Genomic DNA, 21,654 nt, shown 5'->3' on the forward strand with positions numbered 1-21,654 from the left:
CTTACGCTTCCGGCGGTGGCATTTTGCCTAAGGTAATATCAAGCACCGTTGTGCCCTGTCCCCGTTGCACCGTGAGCTGCACTGTATCCCCCGGCTTATGCCCATCTAACACCTGCTTCATAGCCATCATTGTATTGACTGCCTTACCATCAACAGCCGTAATAAAATCGCCTTGTCTAATGCCCGAATCCACACCGGGACCATTATCGTATACACGTGCTACATACAAACCATCGACATTTAATTTGACACCATATTTAGCGGCTGCTTCTTTGTCCAATAGGCCAAGCCCTAAGTACGGACGAGTCACGTAACCATTTTTGATTAATTCATCAACAATCGTCTTAGCTTCATTAATCGGAATAGCAAAGCCCATGCCTTCTACACCGGTATGCGCAATTTTTTCACTGTTAATGCCTACGACCTTTCCATCAGCATCAACCAATGCCCCTCCGGAGTTACCGGGGTTAATAGCTGCGTCCGTCTGAATGAGAGGAAAGCGTTGCGATTCCATATCCAGCGTGCGATGCAGCGCGCTAATAACGCCAGCCGTAACGGTTCCTTGGAATTCAAGGCCCAATGGATTGCCTATGGCAATGGCCGGCTCACCTACCTGTAAGCTGTCGGAATCACCGAATTCGGCTACCGGCAAATTCTCGTTGCCATCGATTTTAACAACTGCCAAATCCGTCGTAGGATCTACGCCGATGACCGCACCATCTACCGATGTTCCGTCGCTGAGCGATACCGTTACCTTTTTATCCGTCGCTTGTGCTACAACATGATAGTTTGTCACTATATACCCTTTTTTATCAAAAATAACACCGGATCCCACGCCTTCACCGACTAATACTTGTCGATTAAAAATATCACGGTTGTAAACTCGTGTCGTAATCCCTACAACTGCCGGGCCTGCCTTCTTAACGGCTTTTACAATGGCTGTATCCCGCGCCGGTGTAAGAGGTACCGATGTTTCCTTCTTGGTATCGCTTGCCGTCGTAGTCGGCGTCGTTGGCACAGCCCACTCATGTGTTAAGTAGCCGCCGATTCCACCAACTAAAACAAAAATAATGGCCATCAATATAAAAATAATTTTTTTCTTTCCATCCATCGCCTCAAGCCTCCTGTCCGACCATACTTACACATTCCTTTGGTTGTCCGTGTTGTAGCCTAAAGTCTTTCCCCTCAATCAATCCAACTTCACCGGTAAGTCGATGCACTGTATCGTTCACCACCGGTACGGCATTATTTTTTTCTGAACGATGCGCCAATATTACCTGTAAATTGTCGGGGCGTTTCATCATAAGCAATGCTTGCGCCGCACTTTCATTACTCAAGTGTCCGTATTCACCGGCAACACGGCGCTTTAAATCCGGCGGATACGGTCCGTATCGCAGCATTTGCGGATCATAATTTGCTTCCAGCACCAACATGTCACTTTCATCCATTGCCCGCAACATTCTATCGTCAATCGTACCCGTGTCAGTCATTAACGTCATTTTATGGGAGCCGCCGTAGCAGCTTATGCCCATAGAGTCAACTGCATCATGCTTTGTCTTGAACGTCTCTACCGAAATATCACCGACAGTAATATTCGCCTTTGTCAAAACGGTAAATGACTGATGGCCGGCAATCCGTTTGCCAATAAGTGCCTTCATAGTCCCTTCCCTTGTCAACACCGGCACATCATATTGCTTGACCATTTGTAACAATCCTGCAATATGATCCGAATGCTCATGCGTAATAAAAATACCTGCCAGCTTAGCCGCATCCAAGCCCAGTGCCTTCATTCCCTGCGTAATTCGCCGGGCACTTATACCGGCATCGATGAGGATAGACGTATTTTTATACGCCACTACTGTTGCATTGCCTTTACTGCCACTGGCCAACACATGCACTTGAAAGGCTGTCGTATTTCCTTCCCCCACGGTGTGTCATCTCATCCTTTCTATGACTAAAAAACGGGATTGCCTTCGACAACCCCGTCGTTTATCTGCCTATTTTGTTACTTCATATACATGGCCTGCGCCGAGATGGTCTTTAAGAACGCGCCACTGTGCACGTTTTGCTTCAATCCACGTCGCCTGATTTACTACCGGGTCTTTATTGATGTTATCAATCACAAAATCATCGCGGTCTGCCCAATACAGGCGGCCCCCTTGATAAGCCAATACGGCGCCGGTAATTTCAGCCGTACAGTTCGTTCTAATCGGTACTAAATTTAAACGGCTGGTATCGCAAAATACCAGTTCAATGGCCGGCAAGTTTTTATCTTGGCGCTGAAATACCATGCGTACCCGTCGCTTAGCATTGATCGGATACATAGCCAACGCCGGTTGCACATAGGCACCACTCAAATAGTCGAGCTCTGTTAACACACAGTTCCTAAATCCGTTGAATACCTTCATTAATTCATCAGCATCTTGTTGTGATCGAATTCTATGCCAATCCACGATAGCCTCCTACTCGGTAATCTGTCGATTAAGATTGCCGCTCTTAAAACCCTTAATGTCCACACTAACATATATAAAACCTATATGATCAAATTCTTCTTGCACTTTTTGGCGCCAAGCAGAATCGGCAAATTTTACAAATTCCGCTTCACTCACTTCTATACGTGCCATACCATCATGGTAACGCACACGAAACGGCTCGTCAAGGAATCGACGCAGGTAATTTTCTCCTGCATCAATCATAGACAACGCTTCCCGTGTAATCACATGATCGTAAGGCACCCGTGTTGCCAAGCACGGTGAACTGGGCTTATCCCATACCTCGAGTCCCCACGCCTTGGCGGCCTCTCTGATATCCGCTTTGGTAAAGCCGGCCTCAAGAAGCGGACTTCGCACCACCTTGAGTTCTTCCAGGGCTCGCATACCCGGTCGGTAGTCTTTGGTGTCATCGAGGTTGCCACCATCCAGTACTTCATTGATTCCCTCATGATGTGCCCAATCAATCAGTTGTGAAAATCGGTTCTTTTTACAATAATAGCAACGCTGTGAATCATTGCGTACAAAATCCGGCATAGCCAGTTCATCAATTTCCACAATGGTATGGTCAATTCCAATCCTCGCTGCAAACCGCTTGGCGTCCTCGATTTCTCGTCTCGGCAACGTCGGCGAGCTAACAGTAAATGCGCGGGCCTTATCCCCCAATGCCCGTTTGGCTGTAGCCGCTAAAAATGTACTATCTACACCACCGGAAAAAGCGACCACAGCGCTTCCCATGGAACGTAAGCTGTCCAGCAGTTTTGCTACTTTAGCCTCCAATTCTTCCGTCATATCTTCTCCTTCTCTCATCCATCCTTCAATACTAATTATGTATTTTTATGTTTTTCCTTAACAACTCTTGTATCTGCTTTGCTTATGTATTTGCCTTACTTATGTATTCGCTTTACTCATGTATTGGCTTTACACGTCTAAACTATTTGTATGAGATACATCACATCACACACTGAGTTGTTCCAACATATCCACAAAGAAGCGCATGTTGCTTTCCAAATCATTGCCTCGTCGAAACATATCGCCGCCTACTAAAAACATGGTATCGTTACCGTATAGTTTCAGCAGCTCCGGCAAACGTGCTTCCGTCACGCCGCCTCCCGGGGAAGGACACGCGGCCCGCAAACTCGGCATCGGTCGGCTTATATATTCATGAATTCGTTTACACTGCTCTGACGTAAAAGTAAAGCGTCCGCCGTACGATACAAAAATGGGCATATCACCACCGAAGAGACGCGGCAAAAATCCAATCCACAAATAATCCGCAATGCCTGACGTACCGGGCAATGCAAAGCCCCCCATCATCGCCGGATGCACAATCAACGGCAATCCTAAGCTTTCATCCTTCGCCAATCGTTGCAGCCAACCGAATCCCGTCAGGGCCGGTGCCACCATCAACGCCGTTGCGCCGGCTTCCTTAGCAAAATGCGCACGCTCCAATACGGCTTCGCCATCAGCCGATACATTCGCCGCATATAATGTATGACCTCCAGACTTGGCATTGGCTTCATGCACTACCGCTGCGCAACGCTTCACCCGTTCCTTGAAAGGCGCAAAGCTTTGATTGGTAATTCCATGATCATCCTTAATCACATCGGCTCCGCCCAATGCATACGCCCGACACATAGAGGCCAACTCATCCGTTGGTGTCCCCATCGGTTTGATAACCGCCTGCATCAAAGCCCGTCGCGGCGTATGGCACAACCTACGCAGTCCGTCCAAGCCAAAGCGAGGACCTCCAAAAGCCTTTGCCAATCCTTCCGATATATGTATATCTACTACCCATATATGAGGCTGCAATGAAGAATTCCCGAACACTACATTTAAAAATTGTGTCGCTTCATAGGCAGTCAACGCATCGGCATAGGAAATTACCGCACGATACCCTCCGCTGTCGACCGCATCCAAAGAAACGAGCCGTCCCACTACATGGTCGCGAATATATTCCGATTGCAAACGCTCGTACGGAAACTCGATGGTCTGTTCCACCTGCACGCTCCACGCAATTTGCTTGGCCTCTTCATAGGTATCCGCCTCTATTTGATATGTAACCGTAAATCGCTCTGTATCCAGTGCATCCATGGTATCACTCCTTATGACCGCCCACATCTCCGGCGGTATGATTCATTATTATATCACACTTTCCGGTCCATCACGGCGACTAATGAAATTCTATCCGTAATTGTTTTTTTATGGTACACTGTTGTACACAGAACTATTTTTACCCCGTTGACAGTGCTCACTGTCAACGAATACAAACAACGAGGTGAATTTCATGGATTGGACTACAAAACTTTCAACAACAGCACAAACATTACCCCCTTCGGGAATTCGCAAATTCTGGGAAATGGCTATGTCCATTGATAACGTAATTTCTCTTTGCGTCGGCGAACCCGACTATGCACCACCGGCTAAAGTCATCGACAGTTGTATTGCCAGCTTGGAACGGCGGGAAACGAATTATACCGCCAACGCCGGTTTGTTGCCGTTGCGCACGGCTATTCGTCATTGGTACCACAGTCGTTACGGCGTTGACTACATCGAAAACGAAATGATGCTCACCATCGGTGCCAGCGAAGCCATCGATTTAGCACTTCGCGTCTTGGTGAATCCCGGCGACGATGTACTCATTCCCGATCCGTCCTATGTGGCCTACCCGGCAGAGGTTCATCTCATGCAAGCCAATCCTATTATGGTTCCCACGACTCTGGAGGAAGGCTTCAAACTAACACCGGCGGCATTGGAAAAACACATTACACCGAAAACGCGTGTTCTTCTCATGGGCTACCCCAGCAATCCTACCGGTGCTATTTTAACGCGTCAGGATTTAGAAGGTATTGCGGAAGTAGTAAAAAAACACGACCTTATTGTTGTAAGCGATGAAATTTATTCCGAACTCACCTATGACACCACCCATGTAAGTATTGCGTCTCTTCCCGGTATGAAAGAACGCACCGTTATCCTTAACGGCTTCTCCAAAGCCTATGCTATGACGGGATTACGTATCGGCTTTATGTGTGCCCCTCACGAAGTCATCGATGCGGCCATTAAAATTCATCAGTACAGCATTGTTGCACCGGCTACCCCAATTCAACACGGAGCCATTACAGCCTTAACCGAATGTGATGATGCGGTAATTGATATGCGCAATGAATACAAAGCCCGCCGCGAACTCATCGTCACCGGCTTCCAAAAAATGGGATTACCGGTAGCCGTGCCGCAAGGTGCCTTCTACGTGTTCCCCGATATTTCTTCTACCGGACTTAGTGATGAAGAATTTGCCGAACAACTACTCCTCACCAAGCATGTAGCCGTTGTCCCCGGTTCGGCTTTCGGTGCATGCGGTAAGAATCGGATTCGTTGCTCCTACGCATCATCCCGTGAAACAATCGCCATCGCTTTACAGCGCATCGGTGAATTCGTAGCGGAGCATAGTAAATAAAACATATTACACCATATATGTATTGGGCTACTCTCCTTAGAATAAACTGCCTATATAATCAGCTACTCCCCTTAACATAAGCTGCTTGGAATATATCGCGTCATAGTACACGAAATATATTCTTTAATACATAACGATAAACAAAACCCCTGCGAAGTATGGTTACGGTATATCCCATCTCCACACATTGCAGGGGTTTTATATTTTATATGTATGTTTTATTTTTGTATTGTGCTTGTACAGTTAATACTGTTTTACACATGTACACAATGTAATTACTCTATCATTAATAACTCGATACGATGGCTAATGATATATCCACATTGCAGTTTATTCTTATATCAGCGTCCGATGCTTTTATGCTTCAGCCAATGCTTTGCCCTGAGCTTCGCACTGCGCATTGCCATCGTCATCAGGTGCGCCTAAAATAGCTACATTATCGGCAACAATTTCACCGCCGGCTGCTTTTACGCGTTCTGCCCAATCATCAAGCCATGTACCGCCCCAGCCATAGGAGCCGAAGAGCACAACCTTCTTACCACTAAGTTTACCTTCCAATTCGTTGTAGAACGGTTCGAATTCCATATCTTCCAACTGCTCTGCACCCATATCGGCACAACCTAATGCGAGTTTATCAAAAGCGGCTGCTTCATCCACCGTTACATCGCTAACAGATTTTACAACTACATCTTGACCGGCTGCAGCAATTCCTTTGCCTACCGCTTCCGCCATAGCAGCCGTATTACCTGTACCGGACCAATAAATTACACCAATCATTGTTGTTACCTCCTTATTACTAGCACGCAGTGGCCGCAACTAATGCGCCTAATGCCTTTCCATTTAACAGTTCTGTATGACAGAACTCGCGACATACGCGAAAGCAGTAAAACGAACGCATTGCCGACACCTGATTTTCATACACTTTCCATTCACCGCACAGCTTATAGCCGTTTCCTTTCGAGGCGATAAAGGCTTTTACATCTACCAACGGATAGCCGAGAAACAAGCCGATTTCGTGAGGAAAATCAACCTCTGTTTCCACGCGCCGTCGCAAACGCACTAACCATGCCTCTAGCGATTCCCTCGCATCATAGCCATAGCGCTTCAAAAACGCCATATGACCGGGTTGTCGCAAGTAGTCATCCAACATCTTCTTGCGATACACTAAGAGTAACCGCCTCTCTTTGCAATGACAAAGCTCGTAAAAATGCAAGCCCTTCGGATTAAATTGTGTATTATAGTCAGACAATACAGATGCCACCATTGTATCTACATTACGTGGTATCGCCACAAGGTTTGCTACCTTTATTCCCCGTATTGCCGGTGCACAATGATAACCGATAATATATTCTACCAAGTTTATCATATGATCTACCTGCCTTCGTCATATATTCGGAGAACACTTGCTCTCATGGCCTGTCATACTAGTAAATCCGGATTTATCTGATAGTAAATCTCACATTGTTATCATATGAGATTTTTAGGAAAACAATTATTTTCTAATCATCTTCTGGCTTAATCATACAACCAAACCATAATTATGTCAATATAATTGATATTTATTTTCATTTACTTAATCGCATAGAGGTATGCATTTTTGATACATGTCAGTCTATATAAAAAGCGATACCGCATTATCTGCGCTATCGCTTTTCTTATATTATTAGAGACGCTTTGTAGCCGCTCACTTGGTTACATTCATCATCTGTTTCAGTTTAGGCCATAACAGAGCATCATCGTCACCGGCAATCGCCAAGATACGCAAGGTTGGACCGAAGTAAATATTATCATATACCACCATATGCAATACCTCTTTATAGGTAACCCCTTTTTCGTTGGTCGCCACTTGTAAGGTACCTGTATATAGCCCCTTTTTTATTTCCTTTAACGGTTCAACTACAGTATACGGCGCCAAAATATTGGCACGGCCGCTATTTATTACCGCCGCTACTTCAGGCAAAGAGCTAGCCTCCAAATCTTTGCCCTGTGCTGAAATTACCGGCATCGATCCGTTAACCCCAAGCCGTTGCAAGCCCTGCTCGCCAAGGCGTACATCGCCAATCCACGCATACTTAACGACATCATTATCCTTGTAATTCAGCAGAAACGAATGGGCACTCAACAGCCCCATATCCATAAAGGCTGCTCTTGCCGTCATATCTGTACGACCTACAAATAACGCCTTGCCTTCCGTAGATCCCGCTGTAAAACCGGCAGGTACGTCCTTCGCCGATAACTCCACAGTGCGCAAGCCCGCAGCCTGGACACTGCTTGCCGTAAGTGCTCCCGCCAACAACACGGCACAACACCACGCTTTGTAATTCATCATGTACTCCCCGCCTTTTATCCTTTTTTCTGCATCTTAGCCCACGAATCGCGAAGACCGACAATACGATTCATTACAATATGATTTTCCGTACTGTCCTTATCCGTTACAAAATAACCTTGACGCAAGAACTGGAAGTGGTCTTCCGGCTTTGTCGCAGCAAATGCCTGTTCGCCTTTTGCCTGACAAATCGTAAGCGAATTTGGATTGATTTGTTTTAAGAAGTCTTTATCCGGCGTTTCATCGTCGCTCTTCGTAAGCAAGTAATCATATAGACGTACTTCCATATCCACTGCCGTAGCGGCATCAACCCAATGTAAAGTACCTTTTACTTTACGCTGACAACCGGAACCGCTGCGACTTTCCGGATCATACGTGCAATGGATTTCCGTGATGACACCATTTGCGTCCTTCACTACATCTTCGCACTTAATAATATACGCACCCTTCAAGCGGACTTCCTTGCCCGGAGCCAGGCGGAAGAATTTCTTCACCGGTTCTTCCATAAAATCTGCCCGTTCAATGTATATTTCTCGGCTAAAGCTTACTTCACGACTACCCATAGCTTCATTTTCAGGATTGTTTTCCAATGTCAACATTTCCTGCTGACCTTCCGGATAGTTGGTAATAACAACCTTCACCGGATCGAGAACTACCATCTGACGCGGCGCTTTCATTTTTAAATCTTCGCGAATGCAGAATTCGAGAAGGGCTACATCTACGATGCTATCCGCTTTAGCCACGCCGATACGCTGACAAAAATCACGAATTGCCGCCGGCGTATAGCCACGACGACGCAAGCCAGAAATGGTAGGCATACGAGGATCATCCCAGCCGCTGACCAGCTTGAGCTCTACCAACTGACGCAGCTTGCGCTTACTCATAACCATATTGGTGATATTCAAACGAGCGAATTCAATCTGCTGTGGTTTTTCCGTATCGTCCCAATCTTCCAATACCCAATTATACAGCGGGCGATGCACTTCAAACTCCAAGGTGCAGATAGAATGCGTAATGCGTTCGATAGCATCACTTACAGGATGCGCATAATCGTACATCGGATAAATGCACCATTTATTCCCCGTACGATGATGTTCGGTATGTAAAATACGATATAATACAGGATCGCGCATAACAATATTCGGTGATGCCATGTCGATTTTAGCACGCAACACCTTTTCGCCATCTTTATATTTGCCGGCCTTCATTTCTTCAAACAACCGGAGATTTTCCTCTACCGAACGATTACGGTAAGGGCTGTCCGTCCCCGGCGTAGCAAAATCACCGCGGTTGGCCTTAATCTGTTCCGGTGTCTGATCGTCGACATAGGCTTTGCCTTTTTTAATCAACACACACGCATAGTCATAGAGCTTATCGAAATAATCGGATGCATAGTACGGCTCCTTATCCCACTGGAAGCCCAACCATTTTACATCTTCTTCAATAGACTGTACGTATTCTACATCTTCTTTCACCGGATTGGTATCATCAAAGCGCAAATTGGTTTTCCCGCCATATGTCACACCGAGACCGAAGTTCAAGCAAATCGATTTGGCATGGCCGATATGCAAATAGCCGTTCGGCTCCGGCGGAAAACGAGTGTGTACACGCTTGCCGTACGTCCCCTCTTCATTGTCTTTGTTGATGATGGCTTCAATAAAATTTACTGCCTCATTTGTCGTTTCCAACCGTAATCTCCTCCTATATGCGGCCACGCCTTGGCGAAGCCCTTACTCCTTATAATTGATTTCTTCGTTCACACATGTTTTCAGCGGTTTTTGCTGCACGCCGTTTATAATATTATCCGCCGTTAAAAAGGCCATGTCCTTGCGAGTTCTGTCCGTAAAGGATCCGATGTGCGGTACTACCAACACCTTACCGGTCTTCAGCAGAGGATGGTCCGGCGGCAACGGCTCCGGATCGGTTACATCCAATGCAGCATAATCGATGTCACCTTCATTCAAGGCATCCACCAATGCATCGGTATCTACAATTTTACCGCGTCCCACATTAACAAACAAGGCATCCTTTTTCATTTTTTTGAACGCTTCCCTATTCATCATGTGATACGTTTCTTCCGTAAGCGGCGTCACAACCAGCACCACATCACTGTCCCGAAGCAGGCTGTCCATATCACGATATTCAATCATATACAAATGATCGTCCTTACGAGGATGGCGATTATGGTAAATAACAGTCATACCGAAGGCACGAGCCCGGCGGGAAATCGATAAACCGATATTTCCCATACCGATAATCCCTAACGTGGTGCGACTCAAATCGCGCCCCTTAATATTCGACGGACGCTGTGCCCACTGGCCGGATGTAACAAAATCCATATTTTCCAGTATGCGACGACGCGCTGTCGCCACTAAGGTAAAGGCTAACTCAGCCACCGTTTCCGTCAACACATGCGGTGTATTGCCATAGGGAATTCCCTTAGCCGTAAGATCATCCACCTTAACATTATCATAGCCAACAGAAGCTTGGGCTATCACCTTCAGCTTCGGCGCATCCGCCACTAAGTCCGCATCAACGGACACATTATTAATACTCCAAAGCCCATCTGCTTCACGGAGCCATTCCTTTAATGTTTCCCGTGGCATCGGCGTCTTTTCCGTCCACTGTCTCACCTCTACATGTTCACTCAAGTAGGCAATGGCATCCTTACGCACCAACCCCGGTACAACAACCAACGGTTTTCCCATGGTAATCCCTCCAATCGTAACTCTCTGTTTTTTCATTTGGTATCGTCTACAGCCGGTGGCCATATACGATATATGATGTACTATTATAACACATATTCACTCTTCTTAGGCTACGTTTGCCTATAAAATTTATATACTTATATACTGAATATACTTTGTTTAACCGCGCTCATCTGCTATACTAATGATATGAAATATAATACCGCTAGGTATGTAATTTCCTTATCCACTAGTATAAACAGTACAAAAGAAACATGTATCTTAAAGAAAGAGAAGGATTGGACTATGTCAGTATTAGAACAAATCGATGAGAAAGAAATCACCCTACGGGAGGCAAAGAGCATACTCGTAAAGCTGATTGCTGACTATGACCCGGATCTTCCTGTTTTCTTGACCATTGACGAACACGGTCTGAAAAAGACCTTCAGTCTTGTGCCTAAGAGAACAAGACGCCGTGCCAACGGAGAAGCATTCAGCATCAGAGAAATCCCATTCGAAGAATTAGAAACGGTCACCGAACCGGGTACCTATTTGGCCATTGATAAATTTAACATGGCTCCGGATACGGTAGTACCTTTTATTTACGGCCTCTACATTAACTATAAGAACGAACGCGATTTGCGCTTCTTCAACGACCGTAAAAGCTGTGAAAAATGGCTGCTGAAAAAAATTAAACTTTTGGAAAAATAAGAGGAGTTGACAAGTATGAAGGTTGCTACCTTTACAACCGCAAACGGCTTTCGTCAGTGGGGCGTTATCGACGACGAAACACAGACGATTTTGGGGGCCGCCGATTTAGAGGAAGCGTATTTCTCGTTTCTCCCGGAAACCTTGGATGAACTTATCCGTGAAGGCGACGAAGGGATTCTGCAATTGGCGTCCACCTTGCAAAAGCATCGCGAAACGCCGATGGCCGAGCCGTATCGCCTAAGCGAGGTCACCTTGGAAGCCCCGCTGACTATGAATAAAAATGTAATTTGCGTCGGCAAAAATTACGATGAACACATTGCCGAATTCGATTGTGAAAAGGCAGCCGTACCGGAGCATCCCATTTTCTTCTCCAAGCTGCCGACCAGCGTTATCGGCCCGGGCAAAACGATTCGCCTGCACGAAGATACTACCTCACAGGTAGACTACGAAGGCGAGTTGGCTATCATCATCGGTAAACGCGCCTCCCACATTCCGGCGGACGAAGTGTACGATCACATCTTCGGCTATACCATCGTCAACGATGTAACGGCGCGAGATTTGCAAAAGCGTCACAGTCAATGGCTGTTGGGCAAGAGCCTGGATACCTTCTGTCCCATGGGACCGGCCATTCTCATCGGCGATAAGCAGCCGAAAACATTTGAAATTCATACGTACGTTAATGACGAGTTACGCCAAACCGGTTCAACGGCGGATTTAATTTTTGACATCCCCACCTTGGTATCTACGTTAAGTCGCTCCATTACTCTCGAGCCCGGTGACGTAATTGCCACCGGTACCCCTGCCGGTGTAGGCATGGGCTTTACACCGCCTCGCTTCCTGGCAGACGATGATAAAGTATCCATTACCATCAGCGATATCGGTACCCTTGAAAATCCGGTAGGACGCTAAGTCGTTAACCAAATAAAAAAAGCCTTTGGATTTGTCGTTAATACACTGCCCCCCGATTGTTAGACCTAACATCTAACGACCGGGGGGCAGTTCACTTTTAGACAACCTAAAGGCTTTTATTTTTTTACACGCCAAGCAACCAGAATACGCCTAATCGCAATAAACTTAACAGGATAACGAGGCTCCCCAAAAAGTGAAGCGTCCCTTCCATGCCTTGTCCAAAACGAGTAAGCCCCGTTTTATTAATAAGTTCAAAATAACACATAGTGTCACCTCCGCATATAGTTGTGTATCCCCATCATTACCTCTCAAGCATGCACCGCCCACAATTATTTTGTCTGTGCTCCGGCGGTATGACAAGTACGGTATTGTCTACGACATATTTCATTACCTTTATGGTACTACATTTTGATAATTTAACTCAAGTTATAATTTATATTAGATATACGCTTTTCTCATATGATATACTGATACCAAACCATGCCTTACCTTACAAGGCATATCCACATTATGCGGGTTTCATCTTGATGTTGTATTTCGTATATTCACGAGGGATATCTCATTATGACTGTAGAAGTATTACTTTTTGAAATGATAAAGCGTATCAGCATTGCCGTTGTATTAGGCCTTATTGTATCACAGATGCGCTTCTTCGATCGACTGATTGCTCACAAGCTGTCAACTAAGGACAGTACCATCTTTATTATCATCTTTGCCGGCATTGCTATCGCCGGTACCTACGCTGGCATTCCCATTGATGATGCCTTAGCCAATTCGCGTATGGTGGGCATTATGGCCGCCGGCCTCATCGCCGGGCCGCGCATCGGCGGTATCGTCGGGCTGTTAGCAGGTATACATCGCTATTCCCTGGGCGGCTTTACCGCCTTGGCCTGCGCCATCTCATCCATTCTGGAAGGGTTATTGGCCGGAATTATTTACCGCTACTCGCCGCGTACACCCATTCCCGCCGGTTGGGCCTTACTCATCGGCTGCATAGGCGAACTGTTGCAGATGACAATTATTTTGCTCGTTGCCACGCCATTTGCCCTGGCCTATCATTTGGTCAGCGAAATCGCTCTGCCCATGACGATTGCCAACTCCATCGGCTTATCACTTTTCATAAAAATCATCAAGGACAGTATGCACCGCCGAGAAATTTTAAAGGCCAGTCAAAGCCAAAGCTTATTGGCTATTGCCCGACAAAGCGTAAGCTATCTGCGCCAAGGCTTAACGCCGGACACGGCCACCGCTGTGGTTAAGATCATCAAAAAGCACACCGCCTACGCCGCCGTGTCCGTTACGGACACAGAGCGCGTCCTTGCCTATATCGGAGCCGAAGCCAATCATCACGGCCCGGAGCGTCCGCATCCATTAACCAGTGTAACTGTAGAATCCTTGCGCACCGGTAAAATTCACATTGCCTATAACCACGATGAAATCGGTTGTAACGTCCCCCATTGTACCTTACAAAGTGCCCTTGTCGTGCCCTTGACCATTAAGGATACCATCATCGGCTCTTTAAAGCTGTACTACACCGAGCCGTCCCGCATTCCCGATGCATCGGACATCGCCTTTGCCCAAGGACTGGCAGACCTGTTCTCCACACAGCTGGAGTTAACTGAAATCGATCGCCAAGCCAAGCTTACGGAAGAGGCAAAAATGCAGGCCTTGCACACCCAGATTAATCCTCATTTTTTATTCAACACCTTGAACACTATTTCGTCCCTTATCCGCACCAATCCCGAAGCAGCACGGCGACTGTTGATTAAATTTTCTCAGCTGTTCCGCTTCACCTTGCAGTATACGGGACGCATCATTTCCTTTCAAAAGGAATGGGAACAGGTGTCCGCCTTTTTGGAAATTGCCGTGGCTCGTCACGGGGATCGCTTATTTGTAACACATACCATCGATCCGGCGTTATTCTCCTACGGCATTCCCTCGCTAACGCTGCAACCCATTATCGAAAACGCCATTAAACACGGCCTTCAGCCCCGTGAGGAAGGCGGCTCCATATCTATTCTCGGTGCTGTTGACGGCGATGACATGGTCATAACCGTTATCGATGACGGCGTAGGCTTTGACAACGATCCTACCTATTATTTGGAGCATCCTCCGGAAGGGCATATCGGCATCAGTAATGTGCATAAACGCCTGCAAGGAATCTATGGCAAAAAATACGGCCTGTCTATTACCTCCGAACCGGAGGAAGGTACACAAATTACCATTCGCCTTCCCCGCGAATTACCGGAGGAAGCCACCCGTCGTCACATCTCTACCATTTAAACGAAAAGGAGGTTTACTATGCTACGCACCATTCTCGTAGACGATGAAAAGCCGGCCCGCGATGAGCTGCGCTACATGTTGGAAACCAATCACGCCGATGCTATTCATATCATCGGTGAAGCCGATACGGCAACCAAAGCAATTTCGCTCATAACGAAATCTCAACCGGATCTTATCTTTCTCGACATTCATATGCCGGGCCTATCCGGCCTTGAAATCGCATCGGTCATTCACGATATATCACCAAACAGTATTATTATTTTTGCCACAGCCTATGACGAATATGCCCTGCAAGCCTTCGAGCTACAGGCCTTGGACTACGTGGTAAAGCCCATAGAAGAAGAGCGACTGACCAAGGCCATCCAACGCGCGCATCAAGTCTTGCGCGATGATGCCGATGATTCCCTCATGCCGCGTCCTAACAAACTGGCCGTAGATAACGGCGCCCATATTCTTTTAGTCGATCTGGACAGCATCTACTTTATTACCGGCGAATCCGGTCGCTTAGAAGTACATACTACCACCGGTATTTACAGCTCCAACAAGACATTAGCCGATATTCAAGAACGGGTCAAAGGAACTACTCTGTACCGCGTGCACCGCAGTTACATTGTCAATCTAAACCGTGTGCACGAAGTAGTGCCTTGGTTTAAAGGTACCTATTGGTTACGACTTCCCAATAAGACGGCCAAAGGCGAAGAGCTTATCGACATTCCCGTAAGCAAAGCGCAGGTAAAATTAATTAAAGAAATTTTAGGCATCGGCTAAGTCAACGTCGTATTCTATCTTCACCCTTCGATGACTGTGGTCAACAGCGGCGGTCGATGGCTGTATCCCTTATATATCTACAACAATTACATAACTTACACATAAAAGAGCTGTAGCCCATGAGTTCTCTACCTCACTGGCTACAGCTCTTACTGTATAGATGGACAATCTCGTCCGTCTTTATCAAACCAAGTCACAATTCAGTCTTGGTCACAATCCGATCTTAGTCGCGACCTACTTCCATATTCGCTACCATACCGGGATCCATGGATTCCAGCGTTTCCTCTTCGATTTCTTTCGACGTACGATAGTCCGGTTTTTCTTTTGCCAAACGAATCCAGCTGCGAACAGCTTCTACCATTACTAAGGCTACAAGAGCAAACATGATAATACTTACTACTACGAGCATGTATTTACCTTGCGGCATGTAGCTGCCGAATACGTTCTGATAGTCAGCCATAACGGTAATTACAGCGATGAACACACACGGGATAGCCGTTACCCATGCATAGCGCTGGTGACCGAGACGCATGATAACCGTTGTACCAATGGCAAGACCCATTGTAGCAAGCAGCTGATTGGATACGCCGAAGAGCGGCCAAATCGTGCCGATGTTACCCTGCAATACCAAGTAACCCCACGTTACGCATACCAAGAAGGAAGCGATATATACACCCGGAGTCCAATGGGCATCGCGCATTTTCGGGAACGCAAAACCTAAGAGTTCCTGTACCATGTAACGACTTACACGAGTACCGGTGTCGATCAATGTCAAGATGAACAATGCTTCGAACATGATGCAGAAATGATACCAGTAACCCATGAGCTGTGCCATGCTCGGAATCTTCGAGAAGATATGAGCCATACCTACCGCCAAGGAAACGGCACCACCCGGACGGTGCATCAAGTCTTCGCCTACCATCTGGGACAACTGCGGTAATTCATGAACGGATAAGCCCAAGGCAGAGAAGGTTTCTGCCGTAGAGTTAATGGCAAAATAATCATTCGGGTTAAGGCTGGTAGCTGCGATTAACGCCATCATAGCGATGAACGCTTCAGTAAGCATAGCGCCGTAACCGATAGGAAGCATTTCTTTTTCATTCGTAATCATTTTAGGAGTTGTACCGGTGGATACCGTAGCATGGAAACCGGACAACGCACCACAAGCAATGGTGATAAATACAAACGGAATCGCGGAACCGCTCAATACCGGACCGCCGCCCCATACATAGTCAGAGAAGGCAGGCATATGAATCACCGGCATTACAACAATAATTCCCAATGCCAACGCACCGATGGTACCTACTTTCATGTACGTAGATAAATAACCGCGCGGTGCTAACAAGAGCCATACCGGCAATGCAGCTGCAAAGAAGCTATATACAGCAAGCATAACTTCGATGGACTGACGATCGTAGGTGAAGTACGGTGCCCACGAAGAAGCAGCCACATCAGGGCCATAGAAGACAGCCGCCAAAATCATAGCTACACCGATAATCGTAGCTTCTCTGATTTTACCGGGGCGCAACCAACGAAGGTAAATACCGATGAATACGGCAATAGGAATCGTCATGCTTACCGTGAAGAAACCCCACGGAGAATTTTCCAACGAGTTGGCCACTACCGCTGCCATCCCTGCCATCGTGATGATGAGCAAGAACAACGTAGCAAGCATCGTGCCGATACCGGCTACACTAGAAATTTCACCCTTCGCAATATCGGCAATCGATTTACCGTTATAGCGCACAGAGGCAAACAACAATACAAAATCGTGAACCGCACCGGCCAATACAGAGCCAATCAAAATCCACAACACGCCCGGCAAGTAACCAAACTGAGCCGCAATAACAGGACCCACCAACGGACCGGCACCGGCAATAGCCGCAAAGTGCTGACCAAAGGTTACCCATTTATTCGTCGGCACATAGTCAACACCATCATTGATGGCAACGGCCGGGGTAACCCGATACTTATTAACAGTTAAAACTTTTGCTGCGATGAAAGCACCATACAGACGATAGGCAATCATCAAGACACAGGCTGAAACGATAACTAGATACAAGCCATTCATTTCCATGTCTAAAAAACCTCCTCCAATACATGTAGTTACGTATGATTCCGTAGTAGTTTTTCTACCTGTACGCATTCTACTCTATATCGGAGGAGGTCGTAAACGCTTTTACGCTGAATGGAATAAATTAGGGGGTAAATGGAAATACAAGGTTTCTAAAAAGAAATAGCTCCCTATAAAAAGAAACCGCGCTCTATAAAAAGAAATATTTCTCTGTAAAAAGAAATCGCTCTCTGTATTATCGTTTCCAGTACGATTGCCATAATCCGTAAAATCCGGTAAAGAAATAAACGAAGTACGCCACCACTACACCGATACCGGCTTGGAGTATTTCAAAAGGCAGCTTAATCCACGCATACTCCGGTGTGCTGTACACGAAAGCACGTCCCAAGGAATAGCCGGTAACCATGATAACGGCCCCCACCAATAATGCAAAGGCAACCCACAGCTTTGATCGTGTCCAACCGGTACGCGCTACCAACGACGATACCGCATAGGCTTCCAGGCCATGCGTAACGAGGGAAACAAACATAGGTGCCGGATAAAAGAAAAAGTCACCTAAGAATGCACCTACACCGCCGATAAAAAATGCTTCCCGCGGCGTAAACAGCAACGCTGCCAAGCAAATGACAATATCGTTTACATATAAATGACCGCCCGGTACCGGTACGCTCACCGAACTAAGGGCAATATTCATAGCCATGAAGACGGCGGCTACGGTTAACCGCTTTGTGGTGTGTAATGACGATGCCCCTGTATGAGTATCTAATTTTTCTACTAACTGTGACATATACATCGCTCCTTTTTCTCAATTCCTGTAGGTACATAGTACCTTACTTTTGTATCTATGTGTATATCCAGTTTAAGAAAAATAAATAAGGACAGCCAACCTAATCGGTCAACCGTCCTTTTTATATCAATCTCTGTAACAATCCTTTTTATACACCTATCGCTATACAAGACACATTTGCATGTACTTGTTCGTTTCGCTATATATATGTACTTGATACGCATGTATTCATCGATATTTCTTTTTCTGCAATTAACTATTCCATAATTACTTACTCCGTCATAGACGTATCCACCGTATACGCAATGGTGCGTCTATACCAGCAATCCTTCTTCGTTAGCGATTGACGAAATGCAGGTAAATTGACATCATTGGGAATAAACTGCGGCTCAATGCATATGCCCGCATAAGGTCCATACGCTTCACGGCCTGCCGCATCATCCAACCAGTTTCCCGTATACAACTGAAAGCCTGGCGCATCGGAGCTTATGGTCAGCATGATATCACACGTACGAAAGGATCCACATAGCATATGTGTCGCCTCTTCACTGCCCTTTACCTCATCATTTTCGTGTATCAACAGCATCTTATCAGCTACGATGCCTTGTTCAGTCCCATCAGGCATAACGCACGGCATGTCCATCATCAAAGACTGCGTCACATAATGATGATCGTAACCGCGATACAGGGCTAACGCCTCCTTGTACCGATGAAGCTGCCGGCCCATCTGCTGCCACGCCGTAAAATCAAAGGGACTTCCCTTCACCGCAACTACGGTACCGTCGGGAATCTGTGGTCGTCCGAACGGCGCATAGTGCGCCGCATACAGCCGCACCTTATGATCCAATATATCGCCGGTGCCGTTGAGATTAAAATAACTATGGTTGGTTATATTCACCACCGAATCCTCGGTAGTCCGATAATAATAGGTTAACCGCAGCTCTTTATCGTAAAGACCGGCTACCATATAGACCTTTACATCGCCGGGAAAGCCATCTACCTCACCGGGCATAGTCACCGTGAGACATACACTGTCATCGGCACCATCCATAGCCGTAGAAAATTCAGCAGGCAATTCACCTTGATGCCATAATGCCGTTCCCAGTCCGGCAGCTCCGCTGTGCAAAAGATGCGTCCCATCATTGGGAGGAAAGGAATAGGTCTTGCCGTTAATCGTAAAACACGCATCCGCTATGCGATTGGCCACGCGTCCTACGGTGGCTCCTAGCGATGCCGTATCGGCCAAATAGCCTGTTAGCGAAGGAAAGCCCAGTACAATATTACGGACTAAGGGCCTTACAATAAAATCCGTCAGTCGCGCGCCGTAATCAATGAAGCGCACCATTATCTCTTCATTGCTCAGTTCATAGCCCTGCACCGTCCGACCGGTTTCATCAACACCATATATGTATTGCCGCATTTCATTCCTCCCTTTGTCCGCACGAATGGAACACTACACAATGCCTGCTGCCCATCCGTAACATCACCGTGCCTCATTCCATGAAACGCCCTACATTATCACTGATCGCTTACTTGGTTGCCAAGGTATTGATTTACCCACCGATGCGCCACATTTCTCGCTGTGGTGTGTCCATACTTATACCATCATGCTTTTCCTTGCGCAGCTGTAAGGCCTCCGCAATATACATAGCCAGTGCCTCACTATCCAGTCCTTGGCGCACCTGTCGGGCAATGTCCGCTTCGTCATCCCGCAACAGGCAAAGCCGCAACTTGCCATCCGCCGTCATGCGTACACGATTGCAGGAATCACAATAGCTATGACTCATGGGAAAAATAAATCCTACCTCGCGACCGTTCGGCAACGCATAATAGGATGCCGGCCCAAAGCCATGTACGTGACGCACTTCACGAAGCTCACCACCGGTAAGTCGCTCCAATTGTGCCCGCCATTCTTCAAACGACGGGCCCTTAAACGTATCGCCTTGGAAGGGCATGTATTCGATAAAACGCCAAATAACAGGCCATCTATCGATATACGCCAGCAGCGCTCGCACCGAATCATCGGACAAGGACTCCATAAGAACGGTGTTGATTTTTACATTCACAAAGCCTGCCTGCAGGGCGGCTTCGATACCGGCCAACACATTTGCCATTTGTCCGCGCCGACCTGTGCGCGTATCAAAGGTCGTTTCATCCACCGCATCCAAGCTGATATTAACGCGACTCAAGCCGAGCTGACGAAGCCGTTTTGCCTTTGGTGCCAGCAAGCTACCGTTGGTAGTCATTGAAATATCTTCAAACCATCCCGTAGCTGCTACGCGCTGCAAAAGCTCTTCCAACTGGGGATACAGCAAAGGTTCACCGCCGGTAAGCCGTAAAGCACGCACCCCAAGGCGATGATAGGCTTCGAGAATAACCATCCACTCATCAGCATTGACTAAATTATGTTGGCTTTCCGGAGTAATCTCTTCCGGCCTGCAGTAGGGGCAACAAAAATTGCAAGCCTCTGTCAAGGAGATACGTACATATTCAATTGTTCGCCCCCATGAATCCGTTACCATATTGCTACCTTTCTCTTCGCAGCTACACTACTGTTTCAATGCGAAGCGCATCACCGACACGGATGATACCACCCGTTACTACCTTTGCAAAAATGCCCTGTGTCGGCATAATGCAAGAACCAACCTGTTTAAAAATTTCACAACCGGAATGGCATTCCTTGCCAATCTGCGTAACTTCCAACACCACACTATCACCGATATGCATAACCGTACCTACCGGCAATTCGTACAGGGTTACCCCTTCTACGGTAATGTTTTCTGCAAAATCACCAGGCGCTACATCGGCTCCCTTAGCCCGCATGAGATCAATACTCTTAATGCCGAGCAAACTAATTTGACGATGCCATTTACCGGCATGGGCATCTCCCTTCATACCAAAATCGGCAATCAGCTCCGCTTCCGGAATATTATGTTTTTTTTGCCCCTTCTTTTCACTAATAGAAATAGCGATTACCTTAGCAGTTGTCATGTCTTTCATATATACTCCTATACTGTGCGACGGCATCACCGTCGGCTTACACATTATTATAAAATCAACTACCTCATGATCGCCTACACCTGTTTTTTATTATAACATAACCATCCAACTTCCATGAGGTACTATAATTACATCTGTACCACTTGTATTGTACTTAAACCCGACT

The 21,654-nt window shown here is 46.7% G+C and carries 21 protein-coding genes; 5 read left to right on the forward strand and 16 right to left on the reverse strand.

What is annotated here, in order from left to right; all coding sequences use genetic code 11:
• Window position 1: 1 nt before the first annotated feature.
• From Q5873_RS00525 to Q5873_RS00545, 5 genes are all read right to left on the reverse strand, one after another.
• On the reverse strand, window positions 2-1,111 hold the full coding sequence (locus Q5873_RS00525; protein WP_303058869.1) for a S1C family serine protease: 1,110 nt from the start codon (window positions 1,109-1,111) through the stop codon (window positions 2-4).
• A 4-nt stretch (window positions 1,112-1,115) separates the two neighbouring features.
• Entirely contained in the window at window positions 1,116-1,928 is an 813-nt protein-coding gene (locus Q5873_RS00530; RefSeq protein ID WP_288301576.1) for an MBL fold metallo-hydrolase, read from the reverse strand.
• Between the two features lie 69 nt (window positions 1,929-1,997).
• On the reverse strand, window positions 1,998-2,453 hold the full coding sequence (locus Q5873_RS00535) for a hypothetical protein (protein WP_288190989.1): 456 nt from the start codon (window positions 2,451-2,453) through the stop codon (window positions 1,998-2,000).
• 9 nt (window positions 2,454-2,462) lie between these two features.
• The gene (gene larE / locus Q5873_RS00540; protein ID WP_303058871.1) at window positions 2,463-3,281 is read right to left on the reverse strand and encodes an ATP-dependent sacrificial sulfur transferase LarE; all 819 of its coding nucleotides are present in this window, start codon (window positions 3,279-3,281) and stop codon (window positions 2,463-2,465) included.
• Between the two features lie 165 nt (window positions 3,282-3,446).
• Window positions 3,447-4,583: a RuBisCO large subunit C-terminal-like domain-containing protein gene (locus Q5873_RS00545; protein ID WP_438364085.1), complete on the reverse strand. Its 1,137-nt coding sequence runs from the start codon at window positions 4,581-4,583 to the stop codon at window positions 3,447-3,449.
• Window positions 4,584-4,776: 193 nt separating this feature from the next.
• On the opposite strand from Q5873_RS00545, the gene Q5873_RS00550 reads away from it, so the two are divergent.
• A complete protein-coding gene (locus tag Q5873_RS00550) occupies window positions 4,777-5,943 on the forward strand; it encodes a pyridoxal phosphate-dependent aminotransferase (protein WP_303058873.1) in 1,167 nt (388 codons plus the stop codon).
• Between the two features lie 357 nt (window positions 5,944-6,300).
• On the opposite strand, the gene Q5873_RS00555 is transcribed toward Q5873_RS00550, so the two are convergent.
• From Q5873_RS00555 to Q5873_RS00575, 5 genes are all read right to left on the reverse strand, one after another.
• Window positions 6,301-6,720 (reverse strand): flavodoxin, encoded by a 420-nt coding sequence (locus Q5873_RS00555; RefSeq protein ID WP_028255305.1) that lies wholly within the window; start codon window positions 6,718-6,720, stop codon window positions 6,301-6,303.
• Window positions 6,721-6,739: 19 nt separating this feature from the next.
• Window positions 6,740-7,309 carry a DUF3793 family protein gene (locus Q5873_RS00560; RefSeq protein ID WP_028255306.1) on the reverse strand — a complete coding sequence of 190 codons (570 nt, stop codon included), beginning with the start codon at window positions 7,307-7,309 and terminating at the stop codon, window positions 6,740-6,742.
• Window positions 7,310-7,627: 318 nt separating this feature from the next.
• Entirely contained in the window at window positions 7,628-8,272 is a 645-nt protein-coding gene (locus tag Q5873_RS00565; protein WP_288190391.1) for a hypothetical protein, read from the reverse strand.
• 14 nt (window positions 8,273-8,286) lie between these two features.
• Window positions 8,287-9,957 (reverse strand): glutamine--tRNA ligase/YqeY domain fusion protein, encoded by a 1,671-nt coding sequence (locus Q5873_RS00570; RefSeq protein ID WP_303058875.1) that lies wholly within the window; start codon window positions 9,955-9,957, stop codon window positions 8,287-8,289.
• A 42-nt stretch (window positions 9,958-9,999) separates the two neighbouring features.
• A complete protein-coding gene (locus Q5873_RS00575) occupies window positions 10,000-11,013 on the reverse strand; it encodes a 2-hydroxyacid dehydrogenase (protein WP_288301567.1) in 1,014 nt (337 codons plus the stop codon).
• A gap of 249 nt (window positions 11,014-11,262) precedes the next feature.
• Here Q5873_RS00575 and Q5873_RS00580 point away from each other — a divergent pair, with 249 nt between their 5' ends.
• Window positions 11,263-11,667 carry a hypothetical protein gene (locus Q5873_RS00580; protein WP_028255310.1) on the forward strand — a complete coding sequence of 135 codons (405 nt, stop codon included), beginning with the start codon at window positions 11,263-11,265 and terminating at the stop codon, window positions 11,665-11,667.
• 15 nt (window positions 11,668-11,682) lie between these two features.
• Window positions 11,683-12,576 carry a fumarylacetoacetate hydrolase family protein gene (locus Q5873_RS00585; RefSeq protein WP_288190388.1) on the forward strand — a complete coding sequence of 298 codons (894 nt, stop codon included), beginning with the start codon at window positions 11,683-11,685 and terminating at the stop codon, window positions 12,574-12,576.
• Window positions 12,577-12,700: 124 nt separating this feature from the next.
• Here Q5873_RS00585 and Q5873_RS00590 read toward each other — a convergent pair whose 3' ends face one another.
• Entirely contained in the window at window positions 12,701-12,841 is a 141-nt protein-coding gene (locus Q5873_RS00590) for a hypothetical protein (protein ID WP_169718812.1), read from the reverse strand.
• 299 nt (window positions 12,842-13,140) lie between these two features.
• Between Q5873_RS00590 and Q5873_RS00595 the strand changes: the two genes are divergently transcribed.
• The gene (locus Q5873_RS00595; RefSeq protein ID WP_288190386.1) at window positions 13,141-14,859 is read left to right on the forward strand and encodes a LytS/YhcK type 5TM receptor domain-containing protein; all 1,719 of its coding nucleotides are present in this window, start codon (window positions 13,141-13,143) and stop codon (window positions 14,857-14,859) included.
• An 18-nt stretch (window positions 14,860-14,877) separates the two neighbouring features.
• Complete coding sequence (locus Q5873_RS00600; protein ID WP_303058877.1) at window positions 14,878-15,627, forward strand: LytR/AlgR family response regulator transcription factor; 750 nt, start codon at window positions 14,878-14,880, stop codon at window positions 15,625-15,627.
• Window positions 15,628-15,850: 223 nt separating this feature from the next.
• Here the strand turns inward: Q5873_RS00600 and Q5873_RS00605 are convergent, their stop codons facing one another.
• The 5 genes from Q5873_RS00605 to Q5873_RS00625 form a co-directional block, all read right to left on the reverse strand.
• The gene (locus tag Q5873_RS00605; protein WP_275114250.1) at window positions 15,851-17,704 is read right to left on the reverse strand and encodes a carbon starvation CstA family protein; all 1,854 of its coding nucleotides are present in this window, start codon (window positions 17,702-17,704) and stop codon (window positions 15,851-15,853) included.
• Window positions 17,705-17,936: 232 nt separating this feature from the next.
• Window positions 17,937-18,488: an ECF transporter S component gene (locus Q5873_RS00610; protein WP_303058880.1), complete on the reverse strand. Its 552-nt coding sequence runs from the start codon at window positions 18,486-18,488 to the stop codon at window positions 17,937-17,939.
• A 271-nt stretch (window positions 18,489-18,759) separates the two neighbouring features.
• Window positions 18,760-19,908: an aldose epimerase family protein gene (locus tag Q5873_RS00615; RefSeq protein WP_303058882.1), complete on the reverse strand. Its 1,149-nt coding sequence runs from the start codon at window positions 19,906-19,908 to the stop codon at window positions 18,760-18,762.
• A gap of 133 nt (window positions 19,909-20,041) precedes the next feature.
• Window positions 20,042-21,010 carry a GTP 3',8-cyclase MoaA gene (moaA, locus tag Q5873_RS00620; RefSeq protein ID WP_303058884.1) on the reverse strand — a complete coding sequence of 323 codons (969 nt, stop codon included), beginning with the start codon at window positions 21,008-21,010 and terminating at the stop codon, window positions 20,042-20,044.
• A 22-nt stretch (window positions 21,011-21,032) separates the two neighbouring features.
• On the reverse strand, window positions 21,033-21,479 hold the full coding sequence (locus tag Q5873_RS00625; protein WP_367997311.1) for an MOSC domain-containing protein: 447 nt from the start codon (window positions 21,477-21,479) through the stop codon (window positions 21,033-21,035).
• Window positions 21,480-21,654 lie beyond the last annotated feature (175 nt).

The sequence above is a fragment of the Veillonella magna genome (assembly GCF_959600285.1).
Taxonomy (GTDB): Bacteria; Bacillota; Negativicutes; order Veillonellales; family Veillonellaceae; genus Veillonella_A; species Veillonella_A magna.

Bases quoted from the DNA above. Each gene is read 5' to 3' on its own strand.
- Q5873_RS00525 (WP_303058869.1), bottom strand. From the start codon at position 1,111: ATGGATGGAAAGAAAAAAATTATTTTTATATTGATGGCCATTATTTTT.
- larE (WP_303058871.1), bottom strand. From the start codon at position 3,281: ATGACGGAAGAATTGGAGGCTAAAGTAGCAAAACTGCTGGACAGCTTA.
- Q5873_RS00545 (WP_438364085.1), bottom strand. From the start codon at position 4,583: ATGGATGCACTGGATACAGAGCGATTTACGGTTACATATCAAATAGAG.
- Q5873_RS00550 (WP_303058873.1), top strand. From the start codon at position 4,777: ATGGATTGGACTACAAAACTTTCAACAACAGCACAAACATTACCCCCT.
- Q5873_RS00555 (WP_028255305.1), bottom strand. From the start codon at position 6,720: ATGATTGGTGTAATTTATTGGTCCGGTACAGGTAATACGGCTGCTATG.
- Q5873_RS00560 (WP_028255306.1), bottom strand. From the start codon at position 7,309: ATGATAAACTTGGTAGAATATATTATCGGTTATCATTGTGCACCGGCA.
- Q5873_RS00565 (WP_288190391.1), bottom strand. From the start codon at position 8,272: ATGATGAATTACAAAGCGTGGTGTTGTGCCGTGTTGTTGGCGGGAGCA.
- Q5873_RS00575 (WP_288301567.1), bottom strand. From the start codon at position 11,013: ATGAAAAAACAGAGAGTTACGATTGGAGGGATTACCATGGGAAAACCG.
- Q5873_RS00580 (WP_028255310.1), top strand. From the start codon at position 11,263: ATGTCAGTATTAGAACAAATCGATGAGAAAGAAATCACCCTACGGGAG.
- Q5873_RS00585 (WP_288190388.1), top strand. From the start codon at position 11,683: ATGAAGGTTGCTACCTTTACAACCGCAAACGGCTTTCGTCAGTGGGGC.
- Q5873_RS00590 (WP_169718812.1), bottom strand. From the start codon at position 12,841: ATGTGTTATTTTGAACTTATTAATAAAACGGGGCTTACTCGTTTTGGA.
- Q5873_RS00595 (WP_288190386.1), top strand. From the start codon at position 13,141: ATGACTGTAGAAGTATTACTTTTTGAAATGATAAAGCGTATCAGCATT.
- Q5873_RS00600 (WP_303058877.1), top strand. From the start codon at position 14,878: ATGCTACGCACCATTCTCGTAGACGATGAAAAGCCGGCCCGCGATGAG.
- Q5873_RS00605 (WP_275114250.1), bottom strand. From the start codon at position 17,704: ATGGAAATGAATGGCTTGTATCTAGTTATCGTTTCAGCCTGTGTCTTG.
- Q5873_RS00610 (WP_303058880.1), bottom strand. From the start codon at position 18,488: ATGTCACAGTTAGTAGAAAAATTAGATACTCATACAGGGGCATCGTCA.
- Q5873_RS00615 (WP_303058882.1), bottom strand. From the start codon at position 19,908: ATGCGGCAATACATATATGGTGTTGATGAAACCGGTCGGACGGTGCAG.
- moaA (WP_303058884.1), bottom strand. From the start codon at position 21,010: ATGGTAACGGATTCATGGGGGCGAACAATTGAATATGTACGTATCTCC.
- Q5873_RS00625 (WP_367997311.1), bottom strand. From the start codon at position 21,479: ATGACAACTGCTAAGGTAATCGCTATTTCTATTAGTGAAAAGAAGGGG.